The sequence below is a fragment of the Rathayibacter sp. VKM Ac-2805 genome (assembly GCF_009834265.1).
Classification (GTDB): domain Bacteria; phylum Actinomycetota; class Actinomycetes; order Actinomycetales; family Microbacteriaceae; genus Rathayibacter.
The window spans coordinates 202,755-219,709 of record NZ_CP047185.1 but is presented as its reverse complement, the minus strand read 5'-3'; the positions used below and the strand labels follow the sequence as shown (position 1 = coordinate 219,709).

The following is a 16,955-nucleotide window of genomic DNA, read 5'->3' as shown; positions in this document are numbered from 1 at the left end:
GACTCCACCGAGTGGAAGGACCCTCCCCGGAAACGACGAGGAGCGCGCGACCCGGATCGCTCCGGTACCGCGCGCTCCTCGAGGGGATGCCGGGACTACGCCCCGATGCCGACCGCCTCGGGGGAGACGTCCGCACCGGGAGCCGAGGGCTCGAGCGCCTCGGCGACGCGCTGCGAGAGCGACGAGTCGACGTTCGCCCAGTACTGGAGCACGCGCTGCCGCAGCTCCGGACGGGTGACCTTCGACACGTGGCCGGCGATGTTCGCGACCAGGCGGGCGCGCGCGTCGTCGTCGAGGACCTCGCGGTAGAGCGTCCCCGCCTGACCGAAGTCGTCGTCCTCCGGGTGGAGGGTCGCCGCGGCGCGCGTCAGCTCGCCGTCGGTCTCCCAGCCGGCCGACTCCGCCGCCCGGGCGGGATCGGCGTGGGCGCCGCCCATCGTGTTCGGCGCGTAGACGGGCACCTCGGACTTCTGGAAGTCGAACCGCATGGGGCCGTCCTTCGAGTACGAGTGCACCGGCGACTTCGGCGCGTTCACCGGCAGCTGCGCGTGGTTGGTCCCCACGCGGTAGCGGTGCGCGTCGGCGTAGCTGAAGATGCGCGCGAGGAGCATCTTGTCGGGGCTTGCCGCGATCCCGGGCACGAAGTTCGAGGGGGCGAACGCCGCCTGCTCGATCTGCGCGAAGTAGTTCTCGGGGTTCCTGTCGAGCGTCATGGTGCCGACCTGGATCAGCGGGTAGTCCGCGTGGGGCCAGACCTTGGTGAGGTCGAACGGGTTGAACCGGTAGCTCTTCGCGTCCTCGTACGGCATGACCTGCACGGACAGCGTCCACGAGGGGAAGTCGCCGCGGTCGATGGCGGAGGACAGGTCGCGGATGTGGAAGTCCGCGTCCTCACCGGCGATCTGGTCGGCCTGCTCCTGGCTCAGGATCTCGACCCCCTGATCGGTCTTGAAGTGGTACTTGACCCAGAAGCGCTCGCCGGCGGCGTTGATCCACTGGTAGGTGTGCGAGCCGAAGCCGTCCATGTGCCGCCACGAGGAGGGGAGGCCGCGGTCGCCCATGAGCCACGTGACCTGGTGGGCCGACTCGGGCGAGAGGGTCCAGAAGTCCCACTGCATGTCGTGGTCGCGCAAGTGGCTGCCGGGCAGGCGCTTCTGCGAGCGGATGAAGTCGGGGAACTTGATGCCGTCGCGGATGAAGAAGACGGGGGTGTTGTTGCCGACGAGGTCGTAGTTGCCCTCGCTCGTGTAGAACTTCAGCGCGAAGCCGCGGGGGTCGCGCCAGGTGTCGGGCGAGCCCTGCTCGCCGGCGACCGTGGAGAACCGCGCGAGCATCTCGGTCTCGACTCCGGGCTGGAAGAGCGCGGCACGCGTGTAGGCGCTGACGTCGGCGGTGGTGGTGAAGCGTCCGAAGGCTCCGCCGCCCTTGGCGTGGACGACCCGCTCCGGGATGCGCTCGCGGTTGAACTGGGCCAGCTTCTCGACGAGGTAGTGGTCGTGGAGCGCGAGGGGTCCGTCGGCTCCGACGCTCAGCGAGTGGTCGTCGCTCGCGACCGGTGCTCCGGAGTTCGTGGTGGTGAATCGTTCCTCGGTCATGTTCCTCCTGTCGGCGAGGGGCACGGAGCCCGCCGCTGCGGTGTAGCGGATGTCGGTCAGTGGGCCAGGGCCAGGGCCAGGCAGTCGGGGCAGGTGCCCCAGAACGTGACGTCGGCGGTGTCCACGGCGAAGTCGCTCGCGGTCTGCGGATGCAGGCACGGCGCCTCCCCGACGACGCAGTCGACGTCGGCCACGGCCCCGCAGCGCCGGCACACCACGTGGTGGTGGTTGTCGCCGACCCGCAGCTCGAACCGGCGGGGGTGGCCCTCCGGCTCGATGCGGCGGACGATCCCGGCGTCGGTGAACGCCGAGAGCACTCCGTAGACGGCCTGCGCCGAGGCCTCGGGGAGGCCCTCGCGCACTCGGGCCAGGACCGCGTCGACCCCGGAGTGCGGGTGCTCCTCGAGAGCGAGGAGCACCGCGCGCCGGGTGGCGGTGACCTTGAGCCCGGAGGCTCGGAGCCGCTCGTCCACTGTCGTCATGCCGAGGACACTACCCGAGTTGTCTTGAGCGGATCAAAACAACGGGCGGCGTGGCGCGCTCGTCCGGGTGAACGGCCGGGAACGCTCCGGCGGCCACGCGGAGGCTCCGATCAGGCGACCGGACCCTCGACCAGCACGACCTGGGCGGAGCGGGCGGCGCCCGCGGAGTCGGTCCACGAGATCGTCACCGACTCCCCGGGCTCGCGCTGCGCGAGCGAGGCGGACAGCTGGTCGGCCGAGGCGACGGCGACCCCGTCGACCGCGGTGACGACGTCCCCCGCCTCGAGGCCCGCCTGCGCGGCCGGCCCGCCCTCGACGACTCCGCCGATCACGGCGCCGGACGCGGTGGTCGCGAGCGCGCGCGAGGTCGGCGACGCGGTGCCGGAGGAGAGGGAGACGCCGAGGAAGGCCGGATAGCCGATCTCGACGGTGGCCGTGTCGGCGCCCGCCTCGATGGTGGTGACGATGTCCAGGGCCTTCGAGATCGGGATCGCGAAGCCGGTGATGTCGGCCGTCCCGCTGGAGGCGGCGGTGTCCATCCCCACGACGCGGCCGGCGGAGTCGACGAGCGGGCCGCCGGAGTCGCCGGAGACGATATCGGCGTCGGTCTGGATCAGCCCGGTCAGCGTCTCGGCGGAGATCCCCGACTCGGAGCGGGTGGTGATCTGCTGATCGAGACCCGTGACCGTGCCGGTGGCGGCGACCAGGTCGCCCGTCCCTCCCGCGTTGCCGACGGCGGTCACGGTGTCGCCCACAGCGACCCCGTCCGTGTCGAGCGAGGCGGGGGTGAGGCCGGAGGCGTCCTCCAGCTGCAGGACGGCGACGTCGTTCGTCGCGTCGGTGCCGACGACGCGGGCGGTGTAGCTGCGGCCCGTCGACTCCACCGTGACCGAGATCGCGGTGGCGCCCTCGACGACGTGGTTGTTGGTGAGGATCATGCCGTCGGAGGTGAGGATCATGCCGGTGCCGGCCGAGCGGGCGCCCTGGTAGGTGAGCTCGGAGGTGATCGTGACGACGCCGGCGGTCTGCGCGGTGCTCGCGGCCACGGCGTCGGTCGCGCCGGTGGCCGGCTCGGAGGCGGAGGAGCCGCCCTGCGTCGAGCCGCCCTGCGTCGATCCGCCCCAGGAGGGGACGATCACGTACCCGCCGCCGAAGGATCCCCGCGAGCCGCCGGGGTAGACGATCGTGGCGGCGCCGGCCGAGGCGGAGGAGGCCGCCTCGGTGCGGCCGGCGGTGGCGACTCCGCCTGCTGTCACTCCGATCAGCACGGCGAGGCCGAGGCCGCCGGCGATCAGCGCCCGACGACGACGACGACGGTCGTCCGCGCGCAGCGTGCGCACCTCGTCGGCGCCCGTCGCCTCGGTGATGGCGGGCTGGTCGGTGAGCTCTCGCTCGTCGGATTCGTGTCGCTCGTTCATGGTGTCGTCCTCGTGCCGGGGCCGCCCCTGACGGCGACCGGTTCCCATTCCACGCCCGGCCTCCCGGCGCCGCCTGGACGCTGCTTATGCGGTTCCTATGAGCGCTCGCCCCTCCGAATGGTTGTAGCGTCAACCAAAAGCGGGTAGCGTCTCCGCCGTGACCACCTCCTCCCCCGACCTGCTCGCTCCCGACACCGCGATGGGCGCGGTGACCCTCCGCGTCGCCGACCTCGACGGGATGATCGCCTACTACCGCGACGCCGTGACGCTCGAGCTGCTCTCGCACGACGGACCGGTCGCGGTGCTCGGCCGCGGCGGAGTGCCGGCCGTGATCCTCCAGCACGCGCCCGAGCTGGTGCACGCCTCGCCGCGCAGCGCCGGCCTCTTCCACACGGCGATCCTCTTCGAATCGGAGGCGGCGCTCGCCGCGGCCGTGTACAGCGTCGCGACCCGGCACCCCGGCTCCTTCACCGGCAGCTCCGACCACCTGGTCAGCAAGGCCTTCTACTTCGACGACCCCGAGCACAACGGCGTCGAGCTCTACTGGGACCGCGACCGCACGCAGTGGTCGTGGACGCACGGGCGGATCGAGATGAGCACGCTCTTCCTCGACCCGAACGCGTTCCTGCAGGAGCACCTCACCGAGGAGTCGATCGCGCAGCCGCGCCTCGGCGGCGCCTCCGTCGGCCACGTGCACCTGAGCGTGGGCGACGTCGCCACCGCGAAGGAGTTCTACGTCGACCGGCTCGGCTTCGAGACGACGATCGCGTACGGCGGGCAGGCGCTCTTCGTCTCGGCGGGCGGCTACCACCACCACATGGCGATGAACACCTGGAACTCGGCGGGCGCCGGACGCCGGCAGCAGGCCCTCGGCCTCGGACAGGTCGAGATCGTGGTGCCCGGCGCCGACGACCTCGGCGCGCTCGGCGAGCGGCTGGCCCGCTCCGGAGTCGCCACCCGCGACGACGGCCGCACCCTCGCCTTCGAGGACCCCTGGGCGAACGCGATCCGCGTCACGACCTCCTGAGCGCCGCCGACCGCGGGGACCCCCGCGGGTACGATGGTCGCGCGGAAGACCGCACTCCCCCGAGACTCCGGAGAACACGGTGCCCACGATCGTCGTTGAAGTCATGCCCAAGGCCGAGCTGCTCGACCCGCAGGGGAAGGCCGTCGCCGGCGCGCTCGCGCGACTGGGCCACTCCGCCCTCCACGGCGTGCGGGTGGGCAAGCGCTTCGAGATCACCGTCGACGAGGTGACCGACGAGGTGCGCGCCTCGGTGCAGCGCATCGCCGACGAGATGCTCTCGAACTCGGTGATCGAGGACGTCGTCGGGATCCACTACCCGGCGGAGGCCGCCCGATGAGGATCGGCGTCATCACCTTCCCCGGCTCGCTCGACGACCGCGACGCCCAGCGCGCCGTCCGGTTCGCGGGTGCCGAGCCGGTCGCGCTCTGGCACGGCGACCACGATCTCGACGGGGTCGACGCGATCGTCCTGCCCGGCGGGTTCTCCTACGGCGACTACCTGCGCTGCGGCGCCATCGCCTCGCACTCGCCCATCATGCGCGAGGTCGTCGACGCCGCGAACGCCGGGACCCCGGTCCTCGGCATCTGCAACGGCTTCCAGATGCTCACCGAGGCGCACCTGCTGCCCGGCGGCCTGATCGCGAACGACATCGGCTCCTTCGTCTGCCGCGACCAGCGCCTGCTCGTCGCGAGCACCGAGACCGCCTGGACGAACGGCTTCGAGCCCGGCCAGGAGATCACCATCCCGCTGAAGAACGGCGAGGGCGGCTACATCGCCTCGGCCGAGACGCTGCTGGAGCTCGAGGCGGAGGGACGCGTCGTCGTCCGCTACCTCGGCCACAACCCGAACGGCTCGATGAACGACATCGCCGGCATCAGCAACCGCCGCGGCAACGTGGTGGGCCTCATGCCGCACCCGGAGCACGCTGTCGAGGAGGGCTTCGGGCCCGACACGGCCGCCGCGATGCGCTCCGGAGTCGACGGACTGACCTTCTTCACGTCCGCGCTGCGCTCGCTGCTCGCCTCCGCCTGACGTATCCGGCCCGGGTCCTCCCGGGGCACGACGAGCAAGACCCCCGGCTCCAGCGGCCGGGGGTCTCGTTCGTCTCGAGCGGCCTGCGCGGCCGCCCGGCTCAGGCCGCGACGAGCTTCGCCAGGTACGTCGCGGGCTTGAGGGACAGGCGGGGCTCCGCCTGACGGAAGGCGTGAATGGCGGCCACCTGCTTCCTGGGCTCGATCCCGCGCTCGGCGAGGACGCCACGACCCCAGTCGACCGCTGACGCGACGGCCGCGGGGGTGGTCGATGCCCCGTCTCCGAAGAGGGAGACGAGCTCCTCGGTCGGGTCGGCGTGGTCTCCGAGGAGACCGCTGAGGGGAGATGCCATGGTGAGTTCCCTTCTCTCGTCGTGAGGTGCGCGACGCGGAAGACCGCACGCGTCCTCATCTTCGCCCGCGGGTCCGCGGACCGCCATGGGACGGACGTGCCGTTCTGAGCCGGCGGCCTCGTCCCGGAGGACTAGGACGTGCCTGGGTGGTGGTGCGCAGGAGTGTCTTGATTCTCTCAGGTTCGCGGTGGGCCCCTTGGCTAGGGTGGCAGCCGGTCGGGGGTCCCTCCGCCCGAGACGCTTCCGGGGGGTGGCAGAGATCCGACGAGACACGATCCGGGTGAGCCTCGTCGGCGACGAGATCGTGGTCGCCGGTCTGCAGCGCCTGATCGCCGCCGAGGAGGACCTCGAGCTCCTCGATCACGGCGACGGGCGAGCGGACGTGTGCGACGCCGACGTGGTCGTCGTCTCGATCGACGAGCCGAGCGGCGAGCCCGCGGTGCGGGGACTCGCCGGGAACGAGGCCTGCGCGGTGCTCGTCCTCTCGGCACTCGACGACGACGCGCTCGCGGCGCGCGTGCTCGCCGCCGGCGCCAGCGGCTACGTCCTCCGCGATTCGGGGGCCACCGCGGTCGTCAACGCGATCAGGGCGGTCGCGACCGGGAGCGTCCTCGTGCCCCGTCGGCTGGCCGGCCGCGGCGCACTCGCGCTCACGCTCGACGACCCGGCGGAGGACCGCGGGGCCGCCGAGCGGATCGAGCAGACCCTGGCCGTGCTGAGCGATCGGGAGCGCGACGTCGTCCGCCTGGTCGCGGACGGCCGCTCGAACGGCGAGATCGCGCAGGCCCTTCACCTCTCGGAGTCGACGGTGAAGACCCACCTGTCGAACTCCTATGCCAAGCTCGAGATCTCCGGCCGCGTCGCCCTCGCTCTGCTGATCACCGACCTGCACCGCGGAGCCTGACCCGTGGGTCAGTACCCGCGCTGAGCGCGTCGCTCCTGGATCGTCTCGAGGCGCCGACCCGACTGGCGGCGGGCCATCGCGCCCAGGGCGCGCGGTGCCAGGATCATCCCGAGGACTCCCCAGGCGAGCGGGACGACGACCGCCAGGACGAGCCGCCCGCCCTCGAGCACGAACCCGGGCAGGAGGACCGCGCGGGCGAGCTCGCCCAGCCAGTAGACGGGGAAGACCGAGACGACGGCGCGGAGCCACTCGGGGAGGAGCTCGACCGGGAAGAAGACGCCCGAGACCAGCATCAGGCCGTAGGCGACCAGCGAGAGGGGCAGGACCGCGAAGGGCGAGGACACGAGGCTGCCGAGGGTCGCCCCGAGCGGGACGGTGCAGGCGAGGGTGAGCACCGCGAGTCCCGCCACTCCGATCCATCCCACCGGGTCGCGGGGCAGGACGCCTCCGATGACGAGGTCGGAGCTGATCAGGATGAGGACGAGCGCGACGAGGTTCGTGACGCTCAGCGCGATCAGCTTGCCCGAGAGGTAGGAGGCCATCCCGAACGGGAGGGTCTTGGCCCGCAGGACCGATCCGTCCTCCTGCTCCGTCACCAGCTCGCTCGCGATGCCGACCATGCCGCCGACGAACATCGACGCGGCGGCGAAGCCGGCCAGCACGGAGCGCACGCCGTCCGCGCCTCCGAACAGGTCCAGATCGAGGAAGCGGAAGACGAGGAACAGGACGACGGGAGGCACCAGGAAGGAGACGGCGGTCCAGCGGAGGAACCGGCGGCGGAGCTCGATCCTGGCCTGGACGGCGGCGACACGGGCGATGCCCCGGGCCGCGCGGGCGCGACTGCTCCGAGGCGCGGCGGACGTGGTCGTGGTGGCGGTGCTCACGGGCGGGTCTCCTTCTCGGTGGATGCGAGCTCGGGCGCGGCGTCGACGGCCTCCGAGCCGGCGACGATCGCGAGGTAGGCGTCCTCGAGGGAGGCGCGACGGACCTCGAGTCCGGAGAGGTCGACGCCCTGCGCCGACAGCCGGGCGAGCACCGGAGCCGGATCACCGACGTGCTCGGTGTGCAGGCCGCCGTCGGCGCGCCAGCGGACGGTGGTCCCGGAGGCGAAGCGGTCGCGGAGCTCCTCCGGGGAGCCGTCGGCCTCGACGGAGCCTCGGGCGAGGATGACGATCCGGTCGCACATCGCCTCGGCCTCGTGGAGGTCGTGCGTCGCCCAGAGGACGGTCGTCTCCGGCGTCAGAGCACGGATGAGCTCGTGGAAGGCGGCGCGGATCTCGGGATCGAACCCGGTGGTCGGCTCGTCGAGGAAGACCAGCTCCGGGCGCCCGATCAGCGCGGCGGCCACGTCGACGCGACGCCGCTGGCCCCCGGAGAGTGTCGCGAGGCGCCGGTCCGCGAGGTCCTCGAGCCCCACGGAGCGCAGCATCTCGCCGACGGGCAGCGCGACGCCCGGACGGGCGGCGTCGTGAGACGCGGCCACGAGCTCGAGGAGCTCGCGGACCCGCCAGGTCCCGTGATCGCGCCACGCCTGGAGGACGATCCCGATCCGGGAGCGCCAGACCGAGGGCGCGTCCAGAGGGTCGGCGTCCAGGACGCGGACGCGTCCGGCCGACGGGCGCCGGAATCCCTCGAGGATCTCGATCATGGTGCTCTTGCCCGCGCCGTTGGGGCCGAGCACGGCGATGCGCTGGCCCCGCTCGACGTCGAGCGTCACGCCCGCGAGGACGTCCTTGGCGCCGTAGCGCATGCGGAGACCCTCGACGCTGATGGCCGGCGAGTGCTGCGAGGTCTTCATGGTCACCTCCGGTGGGTAGTGGTCTGGGGGATGGAGTGGTCGACGGGCCTGCGGTCGAGCAGCCAGGCGAGGAACGCCAGATCGGTCGACGCGGGGAGGGAGCCGTGGGTCTCGTGGAAGTCCCACTGGTGCAGGGCGAAGCGCAGAGCGACCACGGCGTCGAGGAGGCTCGGATCGAGCGGCCCGCCGCCCGCCTCCGCGTAGCCGCGGTCGAAGGACTCCGCCGCTCGGGCGAAGGGCGCGTCGGACTCCCCCGCCGCGGCCGCGGCCAGCGAGAGCTCGGTGAGCTCGCCGCGGAGCCAGCCCGCATCGAGCTCGGGGGGCCCGAACCCGCTCTCCGGTCCGGCGACGACGACGACGTCTCCGCACGGGTCGACGAACACGGAGCCGAGGCCGAACGCCCCGTGCACGCGGACCCCCTCGGACGGGACGGCGTCGAGGAGCGACGCGAGCCGCGCGGAGCGGTCCGGACCGAGCGCGGTCGTGATCGCGCGGCCGACGGGCGACGAAGCGGCGTCGCGGAGGTCCTGCTCGAGACGGCGCAGCGGCAGGGGCACGGGTCCCGCGCCGCGCTCGCCGGCGTGCAGGGCCGCGAGCACGGCGCCGAGACGCTCGGCGGTCGCCGCGAACGCCTCGCGTCCCGAGGCCGGCGAGCCGGGGAGGAGATCCGCCGCGACGGGGCCCGCTGCTCCGATCCGCGCGGCCCATGTGCCGGAGGCGTCGAGCGCAGCGGGCACGACGGCGGCGTGCGCCGTCCGCACGGCCTCGGCGGGAGGCCGCCCGGCGGGGGCCGCGGCGTACTCGCGGCGGAGGAGGTACCCCTCGTCGAGCGCCTCGATGCTCTGGCGCCACACGCGGGTGCGGACGCTCCAGACGGTGCCGGCGCTCATGCGGCCTCCTGCTGCAGGAGCTCGCCGAGGGCCGCGGCCGCGACGGGGAAGAGCTGCGGGGGCGCTCCGACGCGCTCGGGCGCCGCGACGCTGACGCCGTCCATCGGAGGCAGGAGGACGGTGCGCGCGCGTGCCGACATCCGCTCGGCGTAGAGCGGCCAGCTCGGGCCGGACGTGAATCCGGGCGGTGCGGCGGCGGCCACGACGAGCGGGCTGACGGTGCCCTGGAGGGCGAGCAGCAGCGGGGAGTCGCACAGCCCCAGGCTGAGCCGCGAGAGGAAGTCCATCGAGGCCGGGTGCACGAGGTAGCCCTCGGCCCACTGCTCGAGCCCGACGTGGACGGGGTCGTCGTGCCGGTCGCCCCACTCGTCGATGATCGGCCGCTCGCCCGTCAGCGCCGTGACCGCCGAGACGCCGACGAAGGCCCGGGCGCGCGGAGTCAGCACGACTCGGAACCGGGTGCTCGGGCACACCTCCTGCATCCAGCCGATCCAGCTCGGGAGGAAGGCGGTGCCGAGCGCCCCGGTCGCGGCGATCACGATCCTGCGGTCCGCGAGACCGCTCAGGCGTCGGGCCTGCTCGTCGACGGCGCTCACGCGAGCACGTCCTCGGCACCGGCGAGGAACGAGTCGAGCGCCTCGGTGCGCGCCCGCTCCCGGGCGATGCGGCGTTCCGTGAGCACGGCGAGGACCTCCTCGAGATCCGCGAGGGCGGCCGCCTCGCCGTGCGACGCGAGGACCCCGAAGACGTTGACGACGACCTCGTCGGCACCGTCCGCGTGGAGGAGCTCGAGGCCGTCGGCGATCTCCTCGGGCGATCCGAAGAGGTAGACCCCCTGGTCGACGACGGCCCGCGCGGCGCCCCGACCGTCGTCGGGCAGGTCGATCCCGGCCCGGCGCAGCATGTCGCGGTAGTGCGGTGCGGCGAGATGCGCGTGGACGGCGGAGTCCACGAGCGAGACCGGATCGCGCCCCGGGCGCCGGACTCCCACGTGCACGACGGCCTCGAGGTGCGGGACGGGGCGCTCCGAGGAGGCGGCGCCGCGCGCCAGTGCGGGAGCGATCGAGTCGCGGATCCAGGAGCCCGGGGTGAGCCAGGTGATCGCGTGGGAGGCCGCGCGGCCCGCTGCCTCCGCCATCGCCGGCCGGAGCACTCCGAAGCCGAGCTGGACAGCGGCGGGCGAGTGCTCGGTGGCCGCGAGGACCTGGCGGGCGAAGCGCTCCGTCTCGGCGACCGGGCGGGCGAGGGGCGCGCCGAGTGCCGACTCCTGGAAGCGCGCCCCGCCGGGGCCGATGCCGAGCACGACGGAGGCGCCGCTCAGGCGCGAGATCGACAGCGCCTGGCGTGCGAGCGCGCTCGGCGACCACAGCGGGTGGAGGGTGACGGCCGTCCCGAGGGGGATCGCGGCACCCCGTCCGGCGAGCGCCGCCATCATCGTCAGCGAGTCGACCGCATCGGAGTGGCCGAACCAGAGCCGGCCGCCGTGACGGCGGGCGAGGTCGGCGTAGGGGAGCACGCCGCCCAGCGTCGTGGGCATCTTGGGGTACATCACGCCGACGTCCATGGTCGGCTCCCTTCTTCCGGGGTCGGAACGAGCATCAGGGCCGGTGTCTCGAGGACAGCGCGGCAGAGGAGGAGGAACTGGCGGCGGACGAGGTCGGCGTCGACCGCGGGGGCGTGGCGCTCGAGCAGGCCCCAGGGGTCGCTCCCGTCGTGGCGGGCCGCGAAGCCGAGGTGCGCGGTGAGCGGGGAGTCCGCGTCGACGAGCCGGCGTCCCCGGGCGTACCGCAGTGCCCAGGCCACGACGCCGTCGTCCGGCGGCGACACCGACTGCTCCGTGAGGACGTCGCGGATCAGCCCGTCCGCCCGCTCCGCCGCGCCCGCGGCGACCGGCGCCTCCACCGCGAAGTACTCGCCCTGCGGCAGACGGGTCAGCGCACTGCCGGGGCTGTAGCTGAGCGCGTGGTCGTCCCGGAGGCGCCGGGCGAGGGGGCCGGCGGCGGTACCGCCCAGGATCAGCGCGGCGAGGGAGCGGGCGAGAGCCTCGCTCGCCTCGCTCGCGCCCGGGAGCGGAGCGAGGATCCGGACGAGGGAGGAGCGGATCCCGGGGACCGGGACAACGCCCGACTCCGTCACCGGTCCGGCCGTGCTCGGCGGCGGGGGCGGGTGGCCCTCGCACCGGCGGCCGGCCGCCTCGATCAGCTCCTCGAGCCTCTGCCCGAGATCGAGCGGCAGGAGGCCGGAGCCGGCGGAGAGGGCGACCGCGACCGGTCGGCGCGAGAACTCGCCCGGCGTCGGCGACTCGCCCGCATCGCCGAGCGCGAGCGCCAGGCCGAGCTCGCCGAGGGAGCGGGGCACAGCAGGGGTCTCGGGCGCGGGATCGGCGCCGACGAGCTCGCGCCAGCTCCCGAGGCGTCCGAGGAGGCGGTCCCAGTCCTCGGGGGTCGCCTCGGCGAGCGGGAGGATCGCGCTCACGCCGGAAGGACCCGGACGGACGTCGATCTCAGCGCTCGCCGGCTCGAGGGCGCGCCGGAGCAGGCTCGCGGCCCGCAGCCGGCCCTGCCAGGAGAGCGGTCCGGTCTCGACGACGAGCGCCACGACGGCGCCGCGCCCTCCGCCGAGGACGCGGAGTCCGTCGGCGTGGCGATCGAGCGCCTCCGGGGCGGGAGTCGTCGCCGTCACGCGGCCTCTCCTCCCCCGTGCTCCCAGACCAGGAAGCCCGGCTCGTCGCGGCGCAGGTGGTCGAAGGCCTCCGCCACGTCCACGGAGCGCACCGCCGTCAGCTCCGCCGCCGTGCGCCGTGTGTCGAGGCCGAAGAGCCTGTCGCGAGCCAGGAGGGAACTCGCCGTGGCGGTTCCGGAGAGCCTGCGCTGCAGGCTGTGGAGCTCGGCCCGCCGCCACGCGTCGAGCCGGTCGAGGTCCAGCCGGTCGGGGAGGGTGGTGGCCGGTCGGTCGGGCGCGGGCCCGGCGACGCTGGACGACCCGATGAGGAGGGCGGTCTCCGGGCCCTCGTGCACGCCGAAGAGCCCGGCGCGCCAGTGCGCTCCCGTGGACGCGGCGTCCACCGCCCGGGCGAGCACGGCCGCGACGGCGCGCTCGCGCTCGCGCGGACCGTGCTCCGGCAGGAGGCGCGTCTCGGCGGTCGCGGACATTCCGCGGGGCAGGACCCGCCGGCGCACCGTCCGGACCGCTCCGAGCCGCGATCTCCAGTCCGGAACGGGGCTCCGCGGGGACAGGAGCGCGACGACCGGGGCGACGACCTCCTCGACGAGGTGCGGGTCGAGCGCCGACGCGACACCGAGAGCGACCTCGCGCGTGGAGTGCAGACGGCGGAGGAAGCCCAGGAGCTCGTCCGGTGCGAGGACCGGAGTGGTGAAGGAGTCGTCGGTCCGCTGCCTCCCCCGTGTCGCCAGGGCGCCGTTCCACGGGAAGGTCGCGAGCGCGCCGTCCGTGCGCCGCTCCTCGATCTCGCGGGCGATCACCGAGCGCTCCCGCTCGATCGCCGCGACCGGCACCTCGGTCAGGGAGGCCCGGGCCAGCGCCACGTCGGCGGCCTCGCCGAGGACCGCCAGGGGGTCGTCCTCGACCGGGAGGACGACCGAGTACTCCGTGTGGAACGGGTAGCTCTGAGCGTTGCTGACTCCGCCGCGGTGCAGGACCGACTGCTCGGCGAGCCGGCCGGTCTCGAGGCGCGCCTCGCTGTAGAGGAGGTGCTCCGCCAGATGCGCCGCGCCCGCCTCGCCCGGTCGCTCGTCGACCGAGCCCGCGCCGACGGCGAGCGTGACGGCCACGCTCCGAGCTCCCGGGACCTCGGCGATCGAGGTCCGCGGTCCGCTGCTCCCGGCACTGGTCAGTGCGGATCCGGTCATGGTCTCCTCCAGAGGTGGAGGGCCCGGGGACCGGAGCCCCCGGGCCCGGGTCGTCAGCAGCCCGCGGCGAGGGTGGTGGTGGTTCCGCCCGCGGTGACGCCGACCGAGACGAGCGCGCACTCGGGGGAGGACGCGGTCACGAAGACCGAGACGGCCGAGATGGGCGACGGAGTCGCGCCGGGAGCGGACTCGAGCGAGGTGGAGACGAGCTCCTCGGCGCTCGCGTAGCTCGCGAAGCCGGCGATGAGGGTCTGGTTCGAGGTCATGGCATGTCCTTCTTTCCGAGAGGTTCCGACGAGAGGTGGGGGTGCGGCGTCAGCAGCCCGCGTTGACCGTGGTTCCGACGACGGAGCCGCCGACGACGCTGATCGCCGTTCCGCAGGCGACCGTGGAGGCGGCGATGAAGCTGAGGACGCCCGGGGTCGCTGCCGGCGCCGCCTCGGTGATGCCGGAGAGGTCGGGCGCCTGGACCGCATAGGAGCGGTATCCCGCGATGAGGGATTCGGCTGTCGTGCTGCTCATGTCGTTCTCGCTTTCTGTGATCGTGTTTCCTGTGCCGTGTCGGCTCGACGTCCGCGTCGGCGGCCGTCGACCTGCTCGCTCAGCCCGGGAGCTGCGGCGAGTCGAGGTTCTCGTGCACCCGCAGGGGGTGGATGTTGGCCGCGAGGAGCGCCAGGCGGACGCGATCGGCGGTCGACTCCCCGCCGGGCTCGACGAGCGCCTTCGCGATGGTCTCGGCCCGGTGCTCGCCGAAGCTCAGGGTGCGCCGGGACCGGGCCGGATCGTCGGGCTCCCAGGCGTATCCGACTCCCGGAGCGAGGCGACCGGCGAGCACGGAGGCGCCCGCCCGGGGGTCGTCGCTCGCCAGCAGATCGGCGAACTCCCGCACGCGCCCCCAGGACTCCTGGGGGAGGTAGAGGACGATCGCGTCCGTGCGCGGATAGGCCTCGCTCGACGAGAGGATCTTCGCCCGAGCGGGCACGTGCGCCGACTCCAGCCGCTCCGTCAGCCGCCCCCACGCGTCGAGGGCGTCGTCGGCGTCGGCGGCGGCGCGGTAGAGGCGGAGCGGACGGGATCCGCTGCCCGCTCCCGCGCTCGAGGTGAAGAACGAGAAGCCCACCGAGAGGCGCGTCGCGAGGGAGTTGAGCGCGATGTGCGCCGTCGCCGACGTGCGGTCCAGGACGCGGGAGTCCGGGACGAACACGCGCAGTCCCTGATGCAGGACGACGACACCGTTGTACTGGGGCACCGTCTCGAGCAGCGGGACCCGGGCGGCCCTCGCCCGCCGCGCGGTCGCGGAGGCGATCCGCTCCTCCATGATCCGGTCCTCGCTGGTGAGGCTGCCGCCCGGGGCGTCGTCCCGCAGGCCGATCCCCGCGTGCGCGAACTGGTAGATGCGCCGAGCGAGGACCTGGCCGAGCTCGGACGCGGAGGCGGTCTCGATCTCCGTGCCGAAGGCGCGGGCCGAGCGCTGGTCGTCCCCGATCTCGATGCGCGAGAGGATCCAGGAGACCCCGCTCGCGAGCCCCTGCTCGGTCGCAGCGAGGGTCGGCGCGCTCATTCCGCCCCCAGCCCGAGGACGTCGGTGTACCCGGTGGCGTTGACGATCGCCTCGCGGCCGATCCCGGCGAGGGCTCGGTCCATCGCGGACATCCGCCCGTAGTAGGTGGCCGAGGCGAGAGCCCTGTCGAACAGCTGCCACCCGAGGAAACCGACCGCTCGCGCAGCGAAGCCCTCCTCCACGGCACGGGCGCGGGTGTACGCCCTCCAGAAGGTGCGGAGGGAGGGGACGGCCTCGTCGACCATGCGGCCGCCGTGGGCGATGATCGACGCGTCGGTCACCTCCTCGCCCTCGGCGACGATGGAGTGCACCAGACGGCGCGCCCGGTGGTAGAACAGCTCGCCGAGAAGGCCGCCGACGTCGCGAGCGGGGTCTCCGAGCCGGAAGTCCTCCCAGTCGAGCATCCAGCAGGTGGCGCCGTCGAGGAGGATCTGGTCGGAGCGCAGGTCCCCGTGGATCGGAGAGGCGTCGTCGCCGCTCGGCGCGGAGCGCACCAGCGCGTCCAGCCGGTCCCGAAGGACGGGGTCGCCCTGCAGGAGCCGCCACATCTCGAGCTGTCCCATCGTCGATCCCTCGAACAGGTCGATGGGCATCGCGTCGAGCCCGTGCGGAGGAAGCGACGGCGGCCGGTTCTCGACTCTGCTCGCGTCCGAGGGAGTCGCGCCGTGCACCGCGGCGAGCGCGCCGGCGACCAGCTCGAGCTCCTCCGAGCTCACGGTGCTCTCGCGCACCCGCTCGGCGAAGGTGCTCTCGGCGTCGACCACGGTCTGCGCCAGCACCAGTCCGGCGTCGTCACGGGCGAGGAGGTCCGGGGTGCGGAGGGGGAGCCCGGTGAGGTCCATCACGTCGTGGAAGGTGGTGACCCGCTGGTACCGGCCCGCGGCGCCGAGGCCGCGGACGGCCTTCACGAAGACGTCGTCGCCGTCGGAGAAACGGAGGCGGGCGTTGAGGTTGCGGCCCAGGAGCACCGGCGCGTCCTCGATCTCGTCCCGGGTCCGGCCGAGCCGGGCCAGGAGGGGAGCGATGCGGTCCAGCAGGTGCTTCTGCTCGGCGGACGCGATCACTCCGCGCTCCGTCGATAGGCGGAGATGAAGCGCTCGGACGCCGCGGTGACCGGAGCGCCCTGCCAGTCGGCCATGCGGCCGAGCGGCTCGAGGCCGGCGAGACGCGCGGCGGAGTCGAGCTCGGCGGGGAAGACGTAGCGCAGGACCTGCGTGTAGGTGCTCCGCTTCTCGCCGACGAAGACGAGGTTCTGCGAGACCAGCAGCTGGAGCGACGGCTCGACGGTGTACTGCTCGATGACGACGTCGCCGTCGCCCAGGTCCCTCAGCGACATCGCGGGTGCCGTCAGCCCGTGGTAGCGCGAGGGGGTGAAGCACTCGACGAGGAGCACGCCGCCCGGAGCGAGGCACCGGCGGGCGTTCCGGAGCACCGCGAGCTGCTGCTCGGCCGTGGTGGCGACGAGGAGCGTGTTGAGCAGCAGGGTGACGGCGTCGTACTCGCCCTCCAGCTCGTCGTCGATGAAGCTGGCGCGGCGCGCCGTGATGCGCTTCTCCGTGTCGCGCTCGGCGAGGAGCCGGAGCATGTCCGACGAGATCTCCACACCGGAGACGTCGAGGCCCGCTTCGGCCAGGGGCAGCGCCGCCCGGCCCGAGCCGATGCCGAACTCCATCACCCGAGGCCCGGGGGCGACGCGCTGGAGACAGGCGATGAGCTGTGCGATGTCGCCCAGGGCGTCCGGGTACATGCGGTCGTGCAGCTCCGCCACCAGACCCGTGTAGGTCCCGTTCCCCTCGGTCGCGGTCGTCACAGCGCCTCCTCCCCCGTCCGCGATCGGCCTCCCGGGGCGGGAGGCCCTCTCGCAGGACCACGACGCCCATGCTGCCGAGCGGCGCGCCTCCGCCGGATCGGCTCGGAGGACCGCGGTGCTGGATCGTCGGAGGACGAGGAGGTGGACGTCGGAGGACGAGGAGGTGGACGTCGGAGGACGAGGAGGTCGAGGTCCGGGACGATCCGGCCGAGTCCCG

At 73.6% G+C, this 16,955-nt stretch carries 20 protein-coding genes; 4 read left to right on the top strand and 16 right to left on the bottom strand.

Features of this window, described 5'->3' with window-relative positions; translation table 11 throughout:
* Positions 1 to 95: 95 nt before the first annotated feature.
* The 3 genes from GSU40_RS01035 to GSU40_RS01025 form a co-directional block, all read right to left on the bottom strand.
* Positions 96 to 1,595: a catalase gene (locus GSU40_RS01035; protein WP_104222734.1), complete on the bottom strand. Its 1,500-nt coding sequence runs from the start codon at positions 1,593 to 1,595 to the stop codon at positions 96 to 98.
* Between the two features lie 56 nt (positions 1,596 to 1,651).
* Positions 1,652 to 2,077, bottom strand: a complete 426-nt coding sequence (locus GSU40_RS01030) for a Fur family transcriptional regulator (RefSeq protein ID WP_160033159.1) — start codon at positions 2,075 to 2,077, stop codon at positions 1,652 to 1,654.
* Between the two features lie 110 nt (positions 2,078 to 2,187).
* The gene (locus GSU40_RS01025) at positions 2,188 to 3,495 is read right to left on the bottom strand and encodes a trypsin-like peptidase domain-containing protein (protein WP_160033157.1); all 1,308 of its coding nucleotides are present in this window, start codon (positions 3,493 to 3,495) and stop codon (positions 2,188 to 2,190) included.
* A gap of 199 nt (positions 3,496 to 3,694) precedes the next feature.
* Between GSU40_RS01025 and GSU40_RS01020 the strand changes: the two genes are divergently transcribed.
* The 3 genes from GSU40_RS01020 to purQ all read left to right on the top strand — a co-directional run bounded on the left by GSU40_RS01020 (position 3,695) and on the right by purQ (position 5,554).
* Positions 3,695 to 4,522, top strand: a complete 828-nt coding sequence (locus GSU40_RS01020) for a VOC family protein (RefSeq protein ID WP_104239376.1) — start codon at positions 3,695 to 3,697, stop codon at positions 4,520 to 4,522.
* Positions 4,523 to 4,601: 79 nt separating this feature from the next.
* On the top strand, positions 4,602 to 4,859 hold the full coding sequence (gene purS, locus GSU40_RS01015) for a phosphoribosylformylglycinamidine synthase subunit PurS (RefSeq protein WP_104222736.1): 258 nt from the start codon (positions 4,602 to 4,604) through the stop codon (positions 4,857 to 4,859).
* Positions 4,856 to 5,554, top strand: a complete 699-nt coding sequence (gene purQ / locus GSU40_RS01010) for a phosphoribosylformylglycinamidine synthase subunit PurQ (protein ID WP_104277579.1) — start codon at positions 4,856 to 4,858, stop codon at positions 5,552 to 5,554. The genes purS and purQ overlap by 4 nt, the downstream gene beginning before the upstream one ends.
* A gap of 100 nt (positions 5,555 to 5,654) precedes the next feature.
* Here purQ and GSU40_RS01005 read toward each other — a convergent pair whose 3' ends face one another.
* Positions 5,655 to 5,906 (bottom strand): hypothetical protein, encoded by a 252-nt coding sequence (locus GSU40_RS01005; protein ID WP_104282679.1) that lies wholly within the window; start codon positions 5,904 to 5,906, stop codon positions 5,655 to 5,657.
* Positions 5,907 to 6,156: 250 nt separating this feature from the next.
* On the opposite strand from GSU40_RS01005, the gene GSU40_RS01000 reads away from it, so the two are divergent.
* Positions 6,157 to 6,810 (top strand): DNA-binding response regulator, encoded by a 654-nt coding sequence (locus GSU40_RS01000; protein ID WP_160033155.1) that lies wholly within the window; start codon positions 6,157 to 6,159, stop codon positions 6,808 to 6,810.
* Between the two features lie 8 nt (positions 6,811 to 6,818).
* Here GSU40_RS01000 and GSU40_RS00995 read toward each other — a convergent pair whose 3' ends face one another.
* From GSU40_RS00995 to GSU40_RS00940, 12 genes are all read right to left on the bottom strand, one after another.
* Positions 6,819 to 7,694, bottom strand: coding sequence for an ABC transporter permease (locus GSU40_RS00995; protein WP_160033153.1), 876 nt, complete (start codon positions 7,692 to 7,694; stop codon positions 6,819 to 6,821).
* The gene (locus GSU40_RS00990) at positions 7,691 to 8,608 is read right to left on the bottom strand and encodes an ABC transporter ATP-binding protein (protein WP_104282682.1); all 918 of its coding nucleotides are present in this window, start codon (positions 8,606 to 8,608) and stop codon (positions 7,691 to 7,693) included. The genes GSU40_RS00995 and GSU40_RS00990 overlap by 4 nt, the downstream gene beginning before the upstream one ends.
* A 2-nt stretch (positions 8,609 to 8,610) precedes the next feature.
* Complete coding sequence (locus GSU40_RS00985) at positions 8,611 to 9,498, bottom strand: phosphotransferase (protein ID WP_104282683.1); 888 nt, start codon at positions 9,496 to 9,498, stop codon at positions 8,611 to 8,613.
* On the bottom strand, positions 9,495 to 10,094 hold the full coding sequence (locus GSU40_RS00980) for a flavoprotein (RefSeq protein ID WP_160033151.1): 600 nt from the start codon (positions 10,092 to 10,094) through the stop codon (positions 9,495 to 9,497). Before GSU40_RS00980 ends, GSU40_RS00985 begins: the two co-directional genes overlap by 4 nt.
* Positions 10,091 to 11,062, bottom strand: a complete 972-nt coding sequence (locus GSU40_RS00975) for an LLM class flavin-dependent oxidoreductase (protein ID WP_160033149.1) — start codon at positions 11,060 to 11,062, stop codon at positions 10,091 to 10,093. Before GSU40_RS00975 ends, GSU40_RS00980 begins: the two co-directional genes overlap by 4 nt.
* Positions 11,047 to 12,180, bottom strand: a complete 1,134-nt coding sequence (locus GSU40_RS00970; RefSeq protein ID WP_104282685.1) for an insulinase family protein — start codon at positions 12,178 to 12,180, stop codon at positions 11,047 to 11,049. The genes GSU40_RS00975 and GSU40_RS00970 overlap by 16 nt, the downstream gene beginning before the upstream one ends.
* Positions 12,177 to 13,367: an insulinase family protein gene (locus tag GSU40_RS00965; RefSeq protein WP_160033147.1), complete on the bottom strand. Its 1,191-nt coding sequence runs from the start codon at positions 13,365 to 13,367 to the stop codon at positions 12,177 to 12,179. The genes GSU40_RS00970 and GSU40_RS00965 overlap by 4 nt, the downstream gene beginning before the upstream one ends.
* A gap of 53 nt (positions 13,368 to 13,420) precedes the next feature.
* Positions 13,421 to 13,633: an LxmA leader domain family RiPP gene (locus GSU40_RS00960; RefSeq protein WP_104282687.1), complete on the bottom strand. Its 213-nt coding sequence runs from the start codon at positions 13,631 to 13,633 to the stop codon at positions 13,421 to 13,423.
* A gap of 49 nt (positions 13,634 to 13,682) precedes the next feature.
* Complete coding sequence (locus GSU40_RS00955) at positions 13,683 to 13,889, bottom strand: hypothetical protein (RefSeq protein WP_104282688.1); 207 nt, start codon at positions 13,887 to 13,889, stop codon at positions 13,683 to 13,685.
* 79 nt (positions 13,890 to 13,968) lie between these two features.
* Positions 13,969 to 14,928: a T3SS effector HopA1 family protein gene (locus GSU40_RS00950; protein ID WP_104282689.1), complete on the bottom strand. Its 960-nt coding sequence runs from the start codon at positions 14,926 to 14,928 to the stop codon at positions 13,969 to 13,971.
* Complete coding sequence (locus GSU40_RS00945) at positions 14,925 to 15,992, bottom strand: phosphotransferase (protein ID WP_160033145.1); 1,068 nt, start codon at positions 15,990 to 15,992, stop codon at positions 14,925 to 14,927. Before GSU40_RS00945 ends, GSU40_RS00950 begins: the two co-directional genes overlap by 4 nt.
* Complete coding sequence (locus tag GSU40_RS00940; protein ID WP_104282691.1) at positions 15,989 to 16,738, bottom strand: class I SAM-dependent methyltransferase; 750 nt, start codon at positions 16,736 to 16,738, stop codon at positions 15,989 to 15,991. The genes GSU40_RS00945 and GSU40_RS00940 overlap by 4 nt, the downstream gene beginning before the upstream one ends.
* Positions 16,739 to 16,955: the final 217 nt, after the last annotated feature.

Coding starts and splice junctions, on each gene's coding strand:
- purQ (WP_104277579.1), top strand. CDS start 4,856: ATGAGGATCGGCGTCATCACCTTCCCCGGCTCGCTCGACGACCGCGAC.
- GSU40_RS00965 (WP_160033147.1), bottom strand. CDS start 13,367: ATGACCGGATCCGCACTGACCAGTGCCGGGAGCAGCGGACCGCGGACC.
- GSU40_RS00985 (WP_104282683.1), bottom strand. CDS start 9,498: ATGAGCGCCGGCACCGTCTGGAGCGTCCGCACCCGCGTGTGGCGCCAG.
- GSU40_RS00975 (WP_160033149.1), bottom strand. CDS start 11,062: ATGGACGTCGGCGTGATGTACCCCAAGATGCCCACGACGCTGGGCGGC.
- GSU40_RS01035 (WP_104222734.1), bottom strand. CDS start 1,595: ATGACCGAGGAACGATTCACCACCACGAACTCCGGAGCACCGGTCGCG.
- GSU40_RS00955 (WP_104282688.1), bottom strand. CDS start 13,889: ATGAGCAGCACGACAGCCGAATCCCTCATCGCGGGATACCGCTCCTAT.
- GSU40_RS01020 (WP_104239376.1), top strand. CDS start 3,695: ATGGGCGCGGTGACCCTCCGCGTCGCCGACCTCGACGGGATGATCGCC.
- GSU40_RS00960 (WP_104282687.1), bottom strand. CDS start 13,633: ATGACCTCGAACCAGACCCTCATCGCCGGCTTCGCGAGCTACGCGAGC.
- GSU40_RS00990 (WP_104282682.1), bottom strand. CDS start 8,608: ATGAAGACCTCGCAGCACTCGCCGGCCATCAGCGTCGAGGGTCTCCGC.
- GSU40_RS01025 (WP_160033157.1), bottom strand. CDS start 3,495: ATGAACGAGCGACACGAATCCGACGAGCGAGAGCTCACCGACCAGCCC.
- GSU40_RS01005 (WP_104282679.1), bottom strand. CDS start 5,906: ATGGCATCTCCCCTCAGCGGTCTCCTCGGAGACCACGCCGACCCGACC.
- GSU40_RS01030 (WP_160033159.1), bottom strand. CDS start 2,077: ATGACGACAGTGGACGAGCGGCTCCGAGCCTCCGGGCTCAAGGTCACC.
- GSU40_RS00950 (WP_104282689.1), bottom strand. CDS start 14,928: ATGAGCGCGCCGACCCTCGCTGCGACCGAGCAGGGGCTCGCGAGCGGG.